The organism is Bacillus sp. FJAT-49736 (genome assembly GCF_018343615.1).
Classification (GTDB): Bacteria; Bacillota; Bacilli; order Bacillales; family Bacillaceae_C; genus Margalitia.
Window position 1 is genome coordinate 1,615,629 of record NZ_JAGYPI010000001.1, and the last position, 16,606, is coordinate 1,632,234.

Here is a 16,606-nt window from a genome sequence, read left to right on the forward strand (position 1 = left end):
AACCGCTTTCGTATAACTGCCATAAGTAAAAAAAAGGAAGTTCGTAATGCCCCTCCTCTTTTAAGAAATATTCTATTTGGAAAAATAATCTGTGATCACTTCTAACGCATTTTTCTCAATGATGGGAGTCCCATACTCCTCCAAAAACTCCAGCGAAAGATTAGGTACGGTTCCATATTCTTCATATAAAACAGGAATTGATTTTGGATTCTCAGAATCCACAATTAAGTAATATTGATTTTCAAATTGAAGCAACTTACTATCTACCATCACTTGTAGATTATGAACGCTTAAAGACAATAAAATTACATCTTCGATCGACTCAAAGCAATAAATTATCTTGCCATTTATCTTATTGTATCCAAAATTATCATCCTTAGTAACTTCCTCAGAAATTTCATCAATAGTTAATATTAAAACTATTTCTTTCGGGTTTAAAGAAAAAATTTCTATGGATATGGAATCGGAAATTTCAAAATGATATTCTTCTTTTGCAATTTCCACCATTTCATCGAATAAATCATGCCAAATAAAGGATTCAAGTCCTTCTTCGAGGAATCCTTTTTTAACTAATTCTTCAAAGCTAATGGAGTATTTAATTTTGTTTTGCGATAAACGTTCTAACTTCATGTAATCCGCCCCCTGAACTTTGGCTCTTATGACCATAGTATGAAAAGGGAGTTAGATGGTTCATATCGAAATATGCAATGTTTATAGATGCATAATGTTATCTAAATGGCATTACCTCTTTTTATGGTAATTAAATGTGTCTCAGGCTTTGCCCCCAGTCGTAAGGGCAACATACTAGTTCCGTAACCATTGCTAATTAATAATACTGATTTCTCTTGCTTGTAAATTCCGCCTTTCTTATATGGGCTAATTCCGAGAAATCGAATTTGACCACCGTGAGTATGGCCGCTTATAATGAAGGAAATTTGATTATCTTCAGGCATTTTCGTTATTATACTTGGGTTATGACTAATTAATATTTTAAAATCGGCAAGATTTGTATTCTGCAATGCTAAATCTAGACTGTCACTTTCCTTAGAAATATCATCTATACCCATTAGAGCAATAACGTCCCCATTTTCAGCATGAAATAAGACGGATTCATTCCGAAGCATTTTGACATCATATTTCTGAAACAGATTTACTAATTTCGACTCCTCCACTTCATAATCATTATTTCCCCATACAAAATAAATTGGGCCAAGCTTTTTCAGCATTTGTAAATTAGCTTCTACCCGGCGAAGCGGCACCGACTTCTCGAGCAAATCCCCACCAATGATCACAAAATCTGCCTTATTTATTACTTCATCTATTATCGATTCATGTATTTTACGGCGATGTATATCTGATATAAAGAAAATCCTCATGTCCTTAAAACCTGCAGGAAAATCCGGAAATGAAATTATTTGATGGATAACTTGATTTAAAAACGCCTCTATAAGCATAAAGAAAATAAGGAAAACACCCAAAATAAACAACAATAAGAAGAAAGAGATCATACTAACCTCCAAATTATCTAACAATGGCTATATCATATCATAAACAATTTATTCGATATGACAAGGATGGAGAAAAGAATTAAAAAGTCAAAAAAACCTCTCAAATTTGAGAGGAAAATGTAAAACGTTTAAATCCCGGCTATCAGTCCTCTACAATATGTAAAATTCTAAATCCGGAACTTTCTAACTTCGCAATGAATTTGTCAATATTACTTTTCTTTTCAATTTTTAATACGATTCTGCGGACAAGTTTATCGGTTTCATCAAATGTTACCAATGAAATAACGGATTCATGATATTGTTGAATAATGTCCGCAAGTCTCGCAATTCTTCCTTCTACTTCAACTGAGCTGAAGGCAATTCTAACTCCCGGTTTATGGATTCCAAATGCACTTTGAAATTGTTCCAGTACATCAAAGCGAGTGACAATTCCAAGAAATGTATTTTGCTCATCTACAACTGCTAATAACGGGAAGTCTTTAAGATCAACAAGAGTTTCTTCGAAAATCTCATCTCCATTTAAAAATTTATCTTGATGTGTTGCAATATCCTTCACTTTTTTAACCCGAAGAAATTCCTCTTTTGTAATATTGGATTCATAGTAATTTTTGTAAATATGGTAATGAGTTATGACACCAGCATATTTATCCCCATCTAAGACTGGAATACAATCTATCCCGCGACTTTCTAAAAGATTAAGTGCCGCTTCCACAGAATCCTCTATATTCACAATAATACAACGATGTTTTGGAATCATAATGCTTTTTGCAAACATATTATCACCTCAAGAAATTTTATATATAATTATATTTCAACAAAATTCGATAAATTCCTTTATTTCAAAAAAATATTTTACAATCATCCGTTAAAATTAATGACATTTATTCAATTAGCAATCCATACACTTATATATAAATGCATAAGGAGGCGAACCAATGTCTACAAATTATAAAAGCTATAAACCATTTGTCAGTCCCTATGATCCGTGCGAACCAATTCTAGAAAAAACATATTCCACTCCGCCGCATCTTTACCTTGGATTTCAACCACCTAATTTACCTCAATTCTCTCCGTTAGAGGCGTTAAAAAAAGGAACACTATGGCAGCCACTATATGATCCGTATTATAGCCCGTATGAAAGAGCAAGGGAGTGAAATCATTATGAAAGAACTTTCACCTGAATATTATCAAATGCTTGAAGAACTCCAAGCAATTGACTTTGCTATTGTGGAACTGACACTTTATTTAGATACTCATCCTGGTGATCAAGAAGCAATACAACAATATAATATGCTTATTAAACAAAGAAAACCGTTAAAAAAAGAGTTTGAAAAACGCTTCGGGTCATTAACTAGCTTTGGATACAGCTATTCACATTATCCATGGGATTGGAAAGAGGCTCCTTGGCCATGGCAAGTATAGCATTTTTTATTCGAAGGAGTGAATGATTAAAATGTGGGTATATGAAAAAAAATTACAGTATCCAGTTAGAGTCAGCACATGCAACCCGATGCTTGCTAAATTACTCATAGAACAGTATGGAGGGGCTGACGGAGAGTTAGCAGCCGCATTGCGTTATCTAAACCAACGCTATACTATTCCCGATAAAGTGATTGGTTTATTGAATGATATTGGGACAGAAGAATTTGCTCATTTAGAGATGATCGCAACGATGGTGTACAAATTAACGAAGGATGCAACACCTGATCAATTAAAAAAGGCAGGTCTTGATTCGCATTATGTAGATCATGACTCCGCATTATTCTATCATAATGCTGCAGGAGTTCCTTTCACTGCAACTTATATTCAAGCAAAGGGTGATCCAATTACTGATCTATATGAAGATATCGCAGCAGAAGAAAAGGCTCGTGCCACCTATCAATGGATTATTAATATGAGTGATGATCCAGACCTTAATGATGGACTTCGCTTTCTAAGAGAAAGAGAAATAATTCATTCTCAGCGTTTTCGTGAAGCAGTTGAAATAATCAAGGAAGATAGAGGCAAGAAACAATTTTTTTAATCATCTATTTCGCCTCATGGTATAAATTAATATCATACTTAGCCTTCATCATTTCAAATATTTCGTGTCGGGTCTTCCAAGCCTCATCTTTCCATAGATCTTTGCTTCGATCGATGATTTCACAACGCAGCTCATGATATTCCTTTTCATACTTCTCTTTTTTATCATAAAGCACTTTTGTTGCCCCTAAAAAGAACACAGCAATAAAAAGCAATAGCATATGGAATTGATTATTGAACACAATGGAAAAAATATCATAGAATGAGTACGAATAAGGCTTTAGTATTAAGTGATACATGAGATAAATAGTAATAAAGCAGTAGAATACACTAATCCACAAAAAAAGAAAATGATAGTTTTTGTATCTCTCAAATTTCCTTTTCTTGTTTACTACATTTTGCAGCATTTGTTTGGTTGCTTTATCTGTTTTATTACTTAAATTAATAATGGATGAATCCATGAGTACACAACCCTCCATACCATTATTTTCTTACTTCTAAGATATGAGGTTGTCCAATGAACTATGTCATTAAAATAAAAAAGAACGTCTGCTTTTCAAGCTTATGAAAAACAGACGCTCTTTTTATTTTGATAATGGTATTTGCAAAGTTTCTCCTACCTTAATTTCATTATTTACTATATGATTTTGTTCGATTATTTTTTCTATCCCCGCTTGGGAGTGATAATACTTCATGGAAATGCTAAATAATGTTTCATTTGGTTCAACAATATGGTTTACCAATTGTGGCTGTTCCTTACTCGAATTATTAGAATCTACTGTTTCATCATTACCATATTTATTGTTTTGGTCATTTACTTCGACGGCAGATGATACTTTCGTTTCTGCATGAGATGGAATGTCATTTGAATATGAGCCAGATTCTGAAATCTTGTCCTCATTTTCTGTTTGTTCCATATGCTGATCCTGTATTGGATTATGAGAAACTGTATCATCCCTACTCGTATCATATAAAATTTCCTCGCCACCAGTTGGCGTTGATTTATTTACATAAGATGAAGACTGTTGAGAGAAATATGTATAAGCAGCAATAGTACTAACTGGTAAAAGAATAAAAAAGGTTAAAAGTACTTTTAACAACGGAAATCTGGAGCCTTTTTTCTTTTTCTTCTTTTTTGAATGATACAATTCCATTCGAGATGGCAATGCCGATTCTACAACCTCATTAACATCAGGATCTATTGTTTTATCTAATTTTTGTTTTTTCTTTTCAACTTGTTCGTAATAGGTTTCTGTATACATAATGTCCCCCCATTCATCGTTTCATTCGATATTTCATTGCGATTCCTAATAATAAGTCAATAATGAAATGCATGCTGATTGTGGTAAGCAAGTGATGATTCGACCACTCATACACAATGCCAATCCAGAAACTAAGAATTACAATATTAAGAATGAGAAACCAATGTCCCCAATAGCGTATATGCACCAAGGCAAATATAATACTCGCTGCAATTATCCCAAAATGGGTTTGGATTACCCCTCGAAATAAGATTTCTTCACTAAAAGCAATTAAGATGGTTAAACCAATTATCTCCATAATAGAGCGGTCTTGAAAAATCCTTTCATTAATTCCGCCATCATCATAAAATCTGTCCGGCAATACCTTCATAAAGATTAAATCCAGTAATACAATAAGAACTCCGTTTGTGATTCCTATTAAATATATAGACGAATCAAATCGAAAAAGGTTGAAAAAAGCAGAGAAATCTTTAAATAAAAATATACCTAATAACACCGAAATCGTTAATAGGACTAATTGAGTAGTTACAAGATGAAACGTTAATTCTTTTTTAGAGAGCTGTTGAATAATGTTCGCTTGATTCCACTTTTTCATGTAAAACATCACTTTCTTAATAATATTTTTTTCAGCGTTGTTTCCCAAGGCTCCCATTTCTCTGAGTTTTCATCTAACTCATTTCCATCATAAAGATGCAAAGATAAACCGCAATTGTCACAACACTTTTCCACAATGGCTCCTAAACTTTCTTGAAAATAGCAAAGTATCTCATTTCTTCTGCAAAGCTTTGATTGTATCCAACTTTCCATTTGCCAAATTTTTTGCAATTTATATTGCATGCGTTGATCCCGAACTTTTTTTAACCTTTTCGTTTGTTCTAACAAAGATTTTGTGTTGGAATAATAAAATTGCAAAAATCGGAGCTGAGTTTCAGAAAAATCATCTATGTTTTGTTTCTTAGGGTCACTCATGCTTTCTAAGAACAAATCTATTTGATCATCAGTTGGCAATTCACGCTCTATTAATTGGATAGGAAGCTGAACGTCCCCCGGGCAATTCAATAATATAGCAATACTATCCTCCCCATCCCTCCCTGCTCTACCTATCTCCTGCAAATACGATTCCAAGCTCTGAGGCATATGGAAGTGAATGACAAAACGAATATTTGCTTTATTTACCCCCATTCCAAAAGCACTCGTAGCACATATAATATCCAGTTCATCGTATAGAAATTGCTGTTGTATCAGCATTCTCTGCTCTTGATCCATACCCCCATGATATGCTGCAGTCCTATACGCCCCATTCTGCCTTAGAATTAGGGCAACCTCTTCGGAAACCTTTTTACTGGAAAAATAAATAATCCCCGGTTTCTGTAGTTTCTTTATTAGTTTTATTACTTGACTAACTTTATCCTCATAACTTTGTGCATTTTGAATAAATAACCCAATATTGGACCTGTCGACCGAATAAATACATTCCTTTACCTCCGACAATTCCAACAAGTTAATTATGTCATGACGTACTTCTTTCGTAGCCGTAGCAGTAAGTGCAAGTGTAGTTGGATTCCCCAACTGTTTCCTTACCTCTCCTAGTCGCATATAATCAGGGCGGAAGTCATAACCCCACTGAGATATACAATGGGCTTCATCAATTACAAACAGAGAAACATTAATCTTTTTACAATAGTCAAGTATATACGGAATAGAAAGCATTTCCGGTGAAATATAAATAAATTTATAGTGTTGCAGTGATTTTAAAATATGCTGTCGTTCCCTTACCGAAAGAAAGGAGTTTAAAGCTGCCACTCTTTTTTCACCTAGCATTTTCATTTGCTCTACTTGATCCTGCATAAGTGAAAGAAGAGGTGAAATGATTAAAACAGTTCCGTTCAATATATAACCCGGAAGCTGATAACATAGTGATTTACCAGTTCCAGTTGGTAACATTGCCATTGTATGTTGACCATTTAAAACAGATAAAATTACTTCTTCCTGACCGGGCCGGAATGTGTCAAAACGAAAATATTTCTGTAATGCATCATATATATTCATCTATGGATCACCTGTTTTTTGCCAAAGCTAATCTAATTTGAAAGTAGGAAACTCTATTTATCTGGTCCTTTATTGGTTTAAGTTTTTGCATACCGATGTTATCTGCGATCGCTAAAATTTCAGCCTCCGTTTTTGAATCAATGAAAGGATTAGTATTGAAATCAGGAGTACTTAAAGCGATTTCGATAATATGATCTTGAATAGTACTTTCCTTCAAATTTCGAATTCTTGATATTTCTGCAATTGAATAATTTTTTAATAGAAGCTCATATGTTTCAAAGGTTGATTTTGTCATCGAAAAAGGCTTATAAGTATCCTGGATGATGGAAAACAATAGTGGGTAAGAGGCTTTGTTTTCTGAAATGTGTTCCATTACATAATGCAGCAGATTTACATAGCGGAACCAATATTCTGTCACATCCATTTCAAGCTGGTTAGCGCTTTGTTCAACCGTTTTCCCAATATGTTTATAACCCGTTAATCTCATAACTATGATTTCCGGACGTTCCGGAGGATTATTTGATAAAAGTAAATGTAGTTCTGTAAAAAGAGATTCTGCCAACAAATCCTTCAACTTATTATGATTATTCAAAAACTGTTTAACCCATCTTAATATCCCATTATCTCTAGTAACGGGATAATAAAATCGGTTTTTGTTGATGAGATTGGATAATACTTGAATAATGATTACTAACCTATTCCAAAAAGTAAAAGAATGCTCCTGATATTTCAATCCATTTAAATAAGCAGGAAAAGAATGGATTGCAAAGAATACCTCGAGCTGATTTTCACCTTGCTCTGTAAGAAAATAACGTTTATTTGAATGTAAAATGATAAATGATTTATCAGCTAGAGATTCGAGAGAAATGTCAAAATCTCTTCGAGTTAAATGAGGAAATGTATAGAATAATATATCTAACTGATAAAGATAAGCATCTTGTATTGTCTGACTTGACTTTTTTCCTTTTAATAAATGAAATACGGAGTAAACTGTCCGCTCACCTTTTAATTTTTTTAAAGCCCATAATATAATTGCTTCTAAAAAAGTCATAGCTCCTACACCTTATGTCTTTTTATGTCTAATTTTAGCATATAAAGTAGCGGTATTTCATAAATTATGAATTATTTTAGAAGAATTTCAATTGATGACCTTTTTTATTGAAATGTAGGTTATGGAGTCTTAGAATGTAATAGGGTAAATAATTATTCTTTCTATCACTTTTGAAATGGATATAGATAATTTTTTAGGAGGTAAATTTACGTATGCCAAAATACACGATTGTGGATAAAGATACTTGCATTGCATGCGGGGCATGTGGGGCAGCTGCACCGGATATATATGATTATGATGATGAAGGCCTATCCTATGTTATACTTGATGATAATCAAGGAATTGCTGAAGTACCTGAAATTTTAGAGGAGGATATGCTTGATGCATTTGAAGGCTGTCCTACGGAATCCATTAAAATCGCTGACAAACCTTTCGATGGCGATCCACTGAAATATGAATAAATAGAACAAATGCGCAGGGCGCCTTGGACCTTGTGTATGGATGAGTGAAATTGGACTTCTAATTTCACTTGGTGAAATTGGACTTCTAATTTCACTTGTAATTTCACTTAGAGCTAGACGTAGATCATTTTTATAAAAGTTAACCTCAAGGTTGAATTTTATAAATTCCCTAAGCAGTAAAAAAACAAGCATGAAATTCATGCTTGTTTTTATTATTACTTCACCAACGAATTCTTTTCCAGCCAATTTTGAAGTCGGACGAAAAGCAGCATAAAAAGAATCGTGATGGATATGCCTTTTAAAATATTGAATGGTAATACCGCAGCTATAACGTATCCTTTTGGAAGCTCATAATGCATTAATGCTAAATAAGCTGGCAAAATGACAAAATAATTTAAAACACTCATTAGTATGGCCAAAATTACCGTTCCCACTATAAGACCAATCGTCATGCCCCTCTTTGTTTTATTGTACTTATATACATAGTAAGTAGGTAAAACAAAGAAGATACCCGATAAAAGATTAGCAAAATGGCCAATTGGAATACCAGTTTCGCTTCCCGAGATAAAGTAATCAAGAATATTTTTGATTACTTCCACAATGATAGCTGATATCGGCCCAAATAGCAGTGCTGCAATTAAAGCCGGAATATCACTAAAATCAATGGTTAAAAAGGATGAAAATGGCGTTGGAATTTTTATAAGCATCAGTACGAACGCCAAGCTGCTTAGTAATGCAATACTAACAAAAGTTCTAAGTTTCTTGCTTTGCAATTTTCCTCTCTCCTTTTGAGATTCACCTCAAGAAACGAAGAAAGGTTGCCACATACCAAAATAAAACCCCCAAAGAAATGATCTTTGAGGGAGATTGTAAGGCATGCTCAAATAGGCATTCAAAAATATGTATTTTGAATACTAGACAACCTTCATCTTCTCCCATCCAGACTTTACTGTCGGCTTTGGAATCTCACCAAATCCTGCCAAATACAGGCTCGCGGGCTTAGAAGCACACAGTGCTTCATCACCGCCGGTCGGGAATTTCACCCAGCCCCGAAGATGAACCATATTAAATTCATTATTTATTATATATTAATAACATCATTTTGTGAAGTTTTAGTTTGGAGTAACAACATTTAAATCGTCTGACATCATTAAGCTACCAGGAGTGGTTGATATATCAATTGTCGTCTTTTCTAAAATAAGCTTTTGCTTAGGATAAATGAGATCCACATTTTTTAAATTATTTAGATCAATAATCGAGTTTAAGGAGATATTCATCTTCCTTGCAATATCGTAAAGAGTATCTCCTTTTTTCACAATATATGTAACTTGTTTTTCGTGAGTATTTTGATAAACAACCTGACTAAAATTTGGATATACGTTTTGATTGCCATTCAAATCTATAGATAATTCTTCCACCTTGTAAAATGGTTGGAAAACGAATTTTTTCGGTTCTACTAATTCTGGCTTTGAAACCTCTGATATGCCATATGGATCATGCTGCAATGCAAATACAAGCTGACCTAATTCACCATGCCCAAATACAATAAACGGGTTAATCGCATTCTTTTTATCGATTGTCCATTCACCTTTATGTATTTCAAAATGCAGATGTGTTCCTGTCGACTCACCGCTATTGCCCATTAATCCGACTATTTCACCTTTTTGTACATGCTCCCCTTCTGAAACCATTCTATTTGATAAATGTGCATAAACCGTTTCATATCCATTTTCATGATGGACGAACACAACATTGCCATATGACGGGGAATAATATGATTTTACAACCTTCCCCTCTTCAACTGAATATACTGGAGATTTATATGTACCAGCAATATCTATACCTTTATGATGTCCTCCTCTGGTATCAAATAAATCTGAAATTTCCCCTTTAGCAGGAAAATACCAATTTTCAGTGCTTGTTTTAATATCTAAATTAGCGGCATATGATTTTCCGCCTGTAATCATTAATATAACAAAAATAGCCATTAACAAATGGATTATGATCTTTTTCATCATTTTCTCCTCCTTGGACTACTCTTGCTTTACATTATGACATCTTGATTTATATTAGAACAAAATGTCAAAATTGAGTTTGCTAGAGCAAAAATTAGTGTATACGATTCGGGAAAATATATTCATGTAAAAGTAAAATCTAACCACAATATCTAAATTTGGGCAAAAAAAAGAAGCCGCGTTAACGACTTCTATATTTTATTTAACATTTATTCGATTTGGAGCAATGGGAACCTCAACTGGCTTTGAAAGGTCGAAGCCATCCCATTGCAGAGGCTCAATATTTTCAAATTGAACATATTGATATCCGAAATTTTTAGCGGTAAGTAAAATAGCTTCTAACATTTGCATCGGGTTTTTTTCTTCTTCCAATTGTATTTTATTTGTAAATTCGATTGTTGCTTGCTCCGATGTTGTTTCCTTTACATTTAAATCCATGTTCATTACCGGCTGGTGAAAATCATCTGGTTTTATTTTCATTGCCTTTAAGGCTGCTTGCAGATTTGGAAAAGTCTCGTCTGTTGGCAATAAATATTCATCCCCATTACTGGACTTATATAAATAAAACGCATTACGAGGAGTTTTGTTTATTATAAAGTTTTCCTTCACTTTTCCAATTTGCCCTAATTCAATCTGATTGCCATTTTCATCCGTTATATCCACCTTATTAATATCTTGATATACAAATGAATACTGAACAATTCTGTCAAAATTTAATTGTACTTGCTCAGAGATAGACGGTAAAGAAGTCTTCGGTATAATTACATGAATCTTTTTTTCGGCAGCATTGTATTTCATTTCTACATTGGATGGCAGAAAATTCTCGGCCATTGGCAGCGTCTTCGTGATAGCTGATACATTTTCCTTATATTGCTCTGCCCAATCAGCCTTATCCTTATTGGCTAAAATACTTACAGGGACAACTACTGCATCCTCTGTGAAGATACTGTAAGTAAATACAGATTTTCCAGCCAAATCTTCCGGATACACAGCAGTCTTACTTATTTGATCTTTAGCGCTTTCAGTAAAAAGGTTAACCTTTTCCGATTTTTCTGCTTTATCTGCTTTATCTGCTTTACCTGCTACCTTACTAGCAGATTTGTGCGCTATATCTTGACCTCTCGACATATTCATTGATTTGCTTTGCTGCTGACCCTCATGTAAAAATAATGGGGTAACTAGCACAAAAAGGATTGCTGCGGCAAGGACAGATAATGCAGGTATCAAAAAAAGCTTTTTATTTTTTTGCTGTTTATCTAACTTCAGGTGAACACTTCTGTAAATTTCATCGCTTTTTCTATTATCATTTATTTTAGGCATACTCTGTAGAAGTTCTTCTATTTGATTTTCATCAAAAGGTCGATTAGCCATATTGCCGTGCCCCCCCTTTCTGATCCTTTTCATTCATCCACTTTCTTAAGGCGGCTAATGCTCGATGCTGTGTTGTTTTTACTTTACTTTCAGACCAATTCAATATTTCAGCAGTTTCGGAAATACTTAGATTATTTAAGTATCGTAAAACTATCACCATTTTTTGGTCCTTTGTACAAAAATCTAAGCATTGATATAAAAGCCGGATATTTTCATTTTTCATGGCAATTTCCTCTGGCAGTGGACCTAGGTCACTCACCTGATTCTTATTCCAATCGAAAACCTCCATCATTCTATTTTTTAAGCTTTTTTGTTTTCGAAAATGATCAATCGCTACATTTCTGGCAATGGAAAAAAGCCATGTCTTCTCAGAACTCTTCCCTTCAAAATGATGGTACGATTTTAAGACTCTGATATAGACCTCCTGAGTTAGATCTTCAGCGACGTCACGATTTTTTACCATATAAATTAAAAATTGAAACAAATCTTGATGGTATTTGTTGTATATTTCCTTAAAGACGGAGTCCATTATCCCCCTCCTCCGCTATTTAGTTAGTCGAAAATAATGATAAAAAGTTACAAAATACTAATAATTTTTTATCTTTTTTATTCTACCAAAGAAAAAAAGAAATGCGCTAATTTTTTTAGCGCATACTATTCATATACCTATGTTATACATGGACAAGGCGCTTTTTTTCCGGCTCCAAGTGAAATTGCACTTCAAATTTCACCAAGTGAAATTGCACTTCAAATTTCACCAAGTGAAATTGCACTTCAAATTTCACCAAGTGAAATTGCACTTCAAATTTCACCAAGTGAAATTGCACTTCAAATTTCACTCATCCATACGCCGATGAGCAAGGCGGTTTCGCTTTCCTTTTTGTCTAGCTGCACCGCCTATCGGCTAGTGGATTTCTCCGTCTCCTCCCTACGATAAGTCAACATCGACTCGTTCCTCGTTGTGTTTCCTTTATCTCAGGAGAAGACTACGAAATACATACGCCGATGAGCAAGGCGGTTTCGCTTTCCTTTTTTTCACATGAAACAAGATTTCTCGTCATTTTTCACTGCTTTTCTACCTGATTGAAAGGTAAAAAGAAGGAAAATGTCGTGCCTTGTCCGATTGTACTTTTCACGGATATATTACCGTTATGTGCATCAACAATATTTTTAGCAATTGCGAGTCCCAATCCCGTTCCTGATTTTCCGCGGGTTCTAGCTTTATCTGCTTTATAAAAGCGCTCAAATACAAAGGGCAAGTCCTCTTCCGGGATTCCTGATCCATTATCCTGAACATGAATCGAAATTCCTTTTTCTTTACCATCCACAATAACTTTCACAGTCCCATGTTCCTGTGTATGCCTAATCGCATTGTCAATTAAATTCGTCAGAACCTGTTCAATGCGATCAGGATCCAGATCAACGGATGAACGAATAGCGGATTCCATACTAAAAGATAGATTTACATTTTTATCGCGGGCAATACCTTGGAACTTATTCGTTACCCTTTCAACAAAGGGTTTTATCTCGGTATCTTCCTTATATAAGGTTATGTGACCAGCTTCCATTCTGGCCAAATCCAGCAACTCATTTACAAGTCTTCCGATTCTCAATGTTTCATCATATATTATCTTCGCAAACTCTTTCTTTTCTTCCTCAGTAGCTGCAATATCATCAATTATTGCCTCGCTATATCCCTGGAGCATTGCAATTGGTGTCCGCAGTTCATGTGAAACATTTGCAATAAAGTCATCTCGAAGCTTGTCCAATCTCCGTTCCTCCGTCATGTCACGCAATACAGCTACAGCCCCACGAACATCCTTTTGATTGTAAAGTGGGCTGACAATTACAACGTATGAATGCCCTTGTATTTTTAATTCATCCGTTTGCTCCATTTCCGTATCGATTACCTTTTGAAGTAACGCTAATATTTCTTCTGGTGCAGAAAGATTTAAATTCTGGTGAGGATCATTCAACCATTGCTGTAAAAATCTTTCACCAGGAGGATTGGTTATCAAAATAGTTCCATCCCGATCAAAGGTTAGTACCCCATCGGCCATACTGCTTAAAATAGAGGTAAGCTGCTCTTTCTCCTGCTGAAGGGCATTCATATTGAACTTCAATTGTTTTCCCATTTGATTAAAGGCTGTTGCCAGCTCACCTATTTCATCATGGGATAAAAAAGGCACTTTTGTATCAAATTTCCCCTTCGCAACCTCAATAGCAGCAATCCTCATTTTTCTTAAAGGTGCAGCAATTCTGGTCGATAAGAAAAAGGCAAAAAAGGTTGTTAATATTATAGCAATTCCGGCAGAAAGCAAAATAATTTTCGTCGTTTGCTGCGTTGTATCTTTTAAAACATTCAATGATTGATAGATAAAAATAGCCCCATTATTACCTTTTTCAATATGCAAAGGCACACCTACAACAAGAGTATTATCATAGCGATTTCGAGATTTATCATTTGGCGGCTCTATTTCCTTCGTAACCGCCTGCTGATCTACAAAAACCTTTGATAGTTGTGTATCATTTATTATCTTTGTTGGTGTAATATTCTTATTTTTTATTTTTGCCGAAGTAACAATCTTATCTTTATTGTAAGCAATAATGACTTGAGCGGGTTTGTCCACTATTTCAAGTGCCATTTCGATCCCAACATTATTGTTTGGATGATCCTCCACAATATGGGCAATTTTACTTGCTGTTGTTGTTAAATCCTGTTCAATTTGCGTTACATGATAGCTTTCAAAAAATTCCAGAAGCAATATTGTAAGGATGAAAAGAACAAAGGAAACCAAAAGAAGAATGGTTATCCATAGCTTGCCTACAACGCTTTTCCAAATTTTCATTCAGAAGTAACCTCAAACTTATAGCCTACACCCCAAACAGTAATAATCATTTTTGCCGCACTTTCAGAAACACGGTTCAATTTTTCTCTTAGCCTTTTCACATGTGTGTCCACTGTTCGTAAATCCCCAAAAAATTCGTAATGCCAAACTTCTTTCAACAAATGCTCTCGATCAAATACTTTATCAGGTGATTTTGCTAAAAAGTACAATAACTCATATTCTTTAGGAGTAAGATTCACTTCCACTCCGTCTGCAGTAACACGATGAGCATCATTATCAATAGATAAATGCGGATACACTATAACATCTTTTGCCTTTGTATCCGTATTCAAAAAACTAGTTGTAGAAGATCTTCTAAGGAGTGCTTTTACTCTGAGAACAACCTCTCGAGGACTGAATGGTTTTACTATATAATCATCTGTCCCTACTTCAAAGCCTTCGACCCGATTTGCCTCTTCCCCTTTCGCTGTTAGCATAATTACAGGTGTTGACTTCACAGCACGAAGCTCTTTACATACCTCAATGCCATTTTTCCCTGGCATCATTAAATCTAATAAAATACAATCATAATCATTTTCAATCGCCTTTATTAAGGCGGATTCCCCATCTTCTGCTTCTTCAATTAAATAATTTTCTCTTTCTAAATACATTTTTAATAATCTTCTAATCCGATCCTCGTCATCAACAACTAAAATTCTCGCTTCATGTTCCATGAAGAATACCCCCTACTTGAATTTTTTTAAAAAAAGCCCCCACTATAGTGAAGGCAAATATTTTATGACGAAAATAGTCGTCTATATCATTATCTGTTATGAAATATTATGCATATGAATGTAAGCCCGCGATAACTAAATTTACGGCTACGAGATTAAACATTATTATTGCAAAGCCAATGACCGCAAGCCATGCGGACTTGCTTCCATGCCAACCCTTGGAAAGACGCAAGTGTAGAAAAGCAGCGTAAAATAACCAAGTAATAAGTGCCCAGACTTCCTTTGGATCCCAGCTCCATGCTTTACTCCAAGCAACCTGTGCCCATATCATTGCAAAAATAAGTGCTCCTAATGTAAAAACCGGGAACCCTATTAATACTGAACGATAACTAATTTCATCCACTAAATCCAGTTTAATATTTTTCACTAAAGGCTGCAACAATGCACCTATGCGCTTACGGCTAATTAATCTAATAAATAGATACAAAATTAATCCTGTAGCTAAGGACCATATAAGTGTATTCAGCTTTGCTGCATTCAATAGTGCAGGCACATAGAATAGCGGCTTAAATTGAGCTGTATTTTGAATTTCTCCTTCGTGCGGTCCTACAATTGCAGGTAATTCATATTTTAAGCCTTGTTCTCCCACTTGCTTTACTCCATTTTTATCTACCCAATTAAAAGTTGCGGAATAATGCATTGTATTGAATACAGAAGTGATAATAACAAAACCTAAAACAGATATTAAGGAAAACATTACGAATTCAAGCCAAAAAGTACTTTTACTTTTCTCATTCTGATTAATAGCTTTTACTAAATAAATTAATCCAGCAGCGAAACTAATGGCTAATATAGCCTCACCAGCAGCAGCAGTGGTAACATGAATATGTAGCCAATAGCTTTTCAATGATGGAACTAATGGATTCACTTCTCTAGGAAACATACTTGCGTATGCGATTATCAAAAGTGCTACTGGTAAAGCAAAAACTCCAAGCACTGCTGTTCGATAAATAAAGAATATGATAATAAATGCTGCAACCAACATCATTCCAAAGAAAGTGGTGAATTCAAACATATTACTAACAGGTGCGTGACCTGATACAATCCAGCGCAAAATAAAATAACCTAATTGACAAATAAATCCAACAATAGAGACAAGGATACCTATTTGTCCCCATTTGTTAACCGCCTCACCCTTTTTCGAATTGGTTCTGATAGCTCCACCGAAAAAGAATGTTCCTATTAAATATAAGATGAATGCTATAAACAATAAATTACTGCTTATATTTAACATTGCCATCCCTC

General features: G+C 34.6%; 19 protein-coding genes and 1 riboswitch. Of the genes, 4 read left to right on the forward strand and 15 right to left on the reverse strand.

Translation table 11 applies throughout. The features are described from left to right. Nucleotides 1–72: 72 nt before the first annotated feature. The 3 genes from KHA87_RS08415 to KHA87_RS08425 form a co-directional block, all read right to left on the reverse strand. Nucleotides 73–630 (reverse strand): adaptor protein MecA, encoded by a 558-nt coding sequence (locus tag KHA87_RS08415; protein WP_213093628.1) that lies wholly within the window; start codon nucleotides 628–630, stop codon nucleotides 73–75. Between the two features lie 101 nt (nucleotides 631–731). Beyond that, a complete protein-coding gene (locus KHA87_RS08420; protein ID WP_213093629.1) occupies nucleotides 732–1,508 on the reverse strand; it encodes a metallophosphoesterase in 777 nt (258 codons plus the stop codon). A 142-nt stretch (nucleotides 1,509–1,650) separates the two neighbouring features. After that, entirely contained in the window at nucleotides 1,651–2,283 is a 633-nt protein-coding gene (locus tag KHA87_RS08425; RefSeq protein ID WP_213093630.1) for a CBS domain-containing protein, read from the reverse strand. A 160-nt stretch (nucleotides 2,284–2,443) separates the two neighbouring features. Between KHA87_RS08425 and KHA87_RS08430 the strand changes: the two genes are divergently transcribed. The 3 genes from KHA87_RS08430 to KHA87_RS08440 are packed head-to-tail and all read left to right on the forward strand — an operon-like array spanning nucleotide 2,444 to nucleotide 3,531. Further along, nucleotides 2,444–2,662: a spore coat associated protein CotJA gene (locus tag KHA87_RS08430; protein WP_213093631.1), complete on the forward strand. Its 219-nt coding sequence runs from the start codon at nucleotides 2,444–2,446 to the stop codon at nucleotides 2,660–2,662. Nucleotides 2,663–2,669: 7 nt separating this feature from the next. Continuing rightward, entirely contained in the window at nucleotides 2,670–2,930 is a 261-nt protein-coding gene (locus KHA87_RS08435; RefSeq protein WP_213093632.1) for a spore coat protein CotJB, read from the forward strand. A gap of 31 nt (nucleotides 2,931–2,961) precedes the next feature. After that, nucleotides 2,962–3,531 (forward strand): manganese catalase family protein, encoded by a 570-nt coding sequence (locus KHA87_RS08440; RefSeq protein ID WP_213094282.1) that lies wholly within the window; start codon nucleotides 2,962–2,964, stop codon nucleotides 3,529–3,531. A 4-nt stretch (nucleotides 3,532–3,535) separates the two neighbouring features. Here KHA87_RS08440 and KHA87_RS08445 read toward each other — a convergent pair whose 3' ends face one another. The 5 genes from KHA87_RS08445 to KHA87_RS08465 form a co-directional block, all read right to left on the reverse strand. Beyond that, nucleotides 3,536–3,991 carry a DUF2663 family protein gene (locus KHA87_RS08445; RefSeq protein ID WP_213093633.1) on the reverse strand — a complete coding sequence of 152 codons (456 nt, stop codon included), beginning with the start codon at nucleotides 3,989–3,991 and terminating at the stop codon, nucleotides 3,536–3,538. A gap of 123 nt (nucleotides 3,992–4,114) precedes the next feature. Continuing rightward, nucleotides 4,115–4,792 carry a LysM peptidoglycan-binding domain-containing protein gene (locus KHA87_RS08450; protein WP_213093634.1) on the reverse strand — a complete coding sequence of 226 codons (678 nt, stop codon included), beginning with the start codon at nucleotides 4,790–4,792 and terminating at the stop codon, nucleotides 4,115–4,117. Between the two features lie 13 nt (nucleotides 4,793–4,805). Then, a complete protein-coding gene (locus KHA87_RS08455) occupies nucleotides 4,806–5,387 on the reverse strand; it encodes a CPBP family intramembrane glutamic endopeptidase (RefSeq protein ID WP_213093635.1) in 582 nt (193 codons plus the stop codon). 8 nt (nucleotides 5,388–5,395) lie between these two features. Beyond that, nucleotides 5,396–6,841 carry a RecQ family ATP-dependent DNA helicase gene (locus KHA87_RS08460; RefSeq protein WP_213093636.1) on the reverse strand — a complete coding sequence of 482 codons (1,446 nt, stop codon included), beginning with the start codon at nucleotides 6,839–6,841 and terminating at the stop codon, nucleotides 5,396–5,398. Nucleotides 6,842–6,848: 7 nt separating this feature from the next. After that, the gene (locus KHA87_RS08465) at nucleotides 6,849–7,892 is read right to left on the reverse strand and encodes a YpbB family protein (RefSeq protein ID WP_213093637.1); all 1,044 of its coding nucleotides are present in this window, start codon (nucleotides 7,890–7,892) and stop codon (nucleotides 6,849–6,851) included. Between the two features lie 212 nt (nucleotides 7,893–8,104). On the opposite strand from KHA87_RS08465, the gene KHA87_RS08470 reads away from it, so the two are divergent. After that, nucleotides 8,105–8,353 (forward strand): ferredoxin, encoded by a 249-nt coding sequence (locus KHA87_RS08470; protein WP_213093638.1) that lies wholly within the window; start codon nucleotides 8,105–8,107, stop codon nucleotides 8,351–8,353. 215 nt (nucleotides 8,354–8,568) lie between these two features. Here KHA87_RS08470 and KHA87_RS08475 read toward each other — a convergent pair whose 3' ends face one another. The 7 genes from KHA87_RS08475 to ccsB form a co-directional block, all read right to left on the reverse strand. After that, the gene (locus tag KHA87_RS08475) at nucleotides 8,569–9,126 is read right to left on the reverse strand and encodes an ECF transporter S component (protein ID WP_213093639.1); all 558 of its coding nucleotides are present in this window, start codon (nucleotides 9,124–9,126) and stop codon (nucleotides 8,569–8,571) included. A 150-nt stretch (nucleotides 9,127–9,276) separates the two neighbouring features. Continuing rightward, nucleotides 9,277–9,414, reverse strand: a riboswitch (FMN riboswitch). Nucleotides 9,415–9,465: 51 nt separating this feature from the next. Next, nucleotides 9,466–10,368: a M23 family metallopeptidase gene (locus KHA87_RS22170; RefSeq protein WP_249310218.1), complete on the reverse strand. Its 903-nt coding sequence runs from the start codon at nucleotides 10,366–10,368 to the stop codon at nucleotides 9,466–9,468. A 198-nt stretch (nucleotides 10,369–10,566) separates the two neighbouring features. After that, the gene (locus KHA87_RS08485; RefSeq protein ID WP_213093640.1) at nucleotides 10,567–11,739 is read right to left on the reverse strand and encodes a hypothetical protein; all 1,173 of its coding nucleotides are present in this window, start codon (nucleotides 11,737–11,739) and stop codon (nucleotides 10,567–10,569) included. Next, on the reverse strand, nucleotides 11,732–12,268 hold the full coding sequence (gene sigX, locus KHA87_RS08490) for an RNA polymerase sigma factor SigX (protein ID WP_213093641.1): 537 nt from the start codon (nucleotides 12,266–12,268) through the stop codon (nucleotides 11,732–11,734). The genes KHA87_RS08485 and sigX overlap by 8 nt, the downstream gene beginning before the upstream one ends. A 535-nt stretch (nucleotides 12,269–12,803) precedes the next feature. After that, nucleotides 12,804–14,588, reverse strand: coding sequence for an ATP-binding protein (locus KHA87_RS08495; RefSeq protein ID WP_213093642.1), 1,785 nt, complete (start codon nucleotides 14,586–14,588; stop codon nucleotides 12,804–12,806). Further along, entirely contained in the window at nucleotides 14,585–15,301 is a 717-nt protein-coding gene (locus KHA87_RS08500; RefSeq protein WP_213093643.1) for a response regulator, read from the reverse strand. The genes KHA87_RS08495 and KHA87_RS08500 overlap by 4 nt, the downstream gene beginning before the upstream one ends. A 106-nt stretch (nucleotides 15,302–15,407) precedes the next feature. Further along, nucleotides 15,408–16,595, reverse strand: a complete 1,188-nt coding sequence (gene ccsB, locus KHA87_RS08505; protein WP_213093644.1) for a c-type cytochrome biogenesis protein CcsB — start codon at nucleotides 16,593–16,595, stop codon at nucleotides 15,408–15,410. Nucleotides 16,596–16,606: the final 11 nt, after the last annotated feature.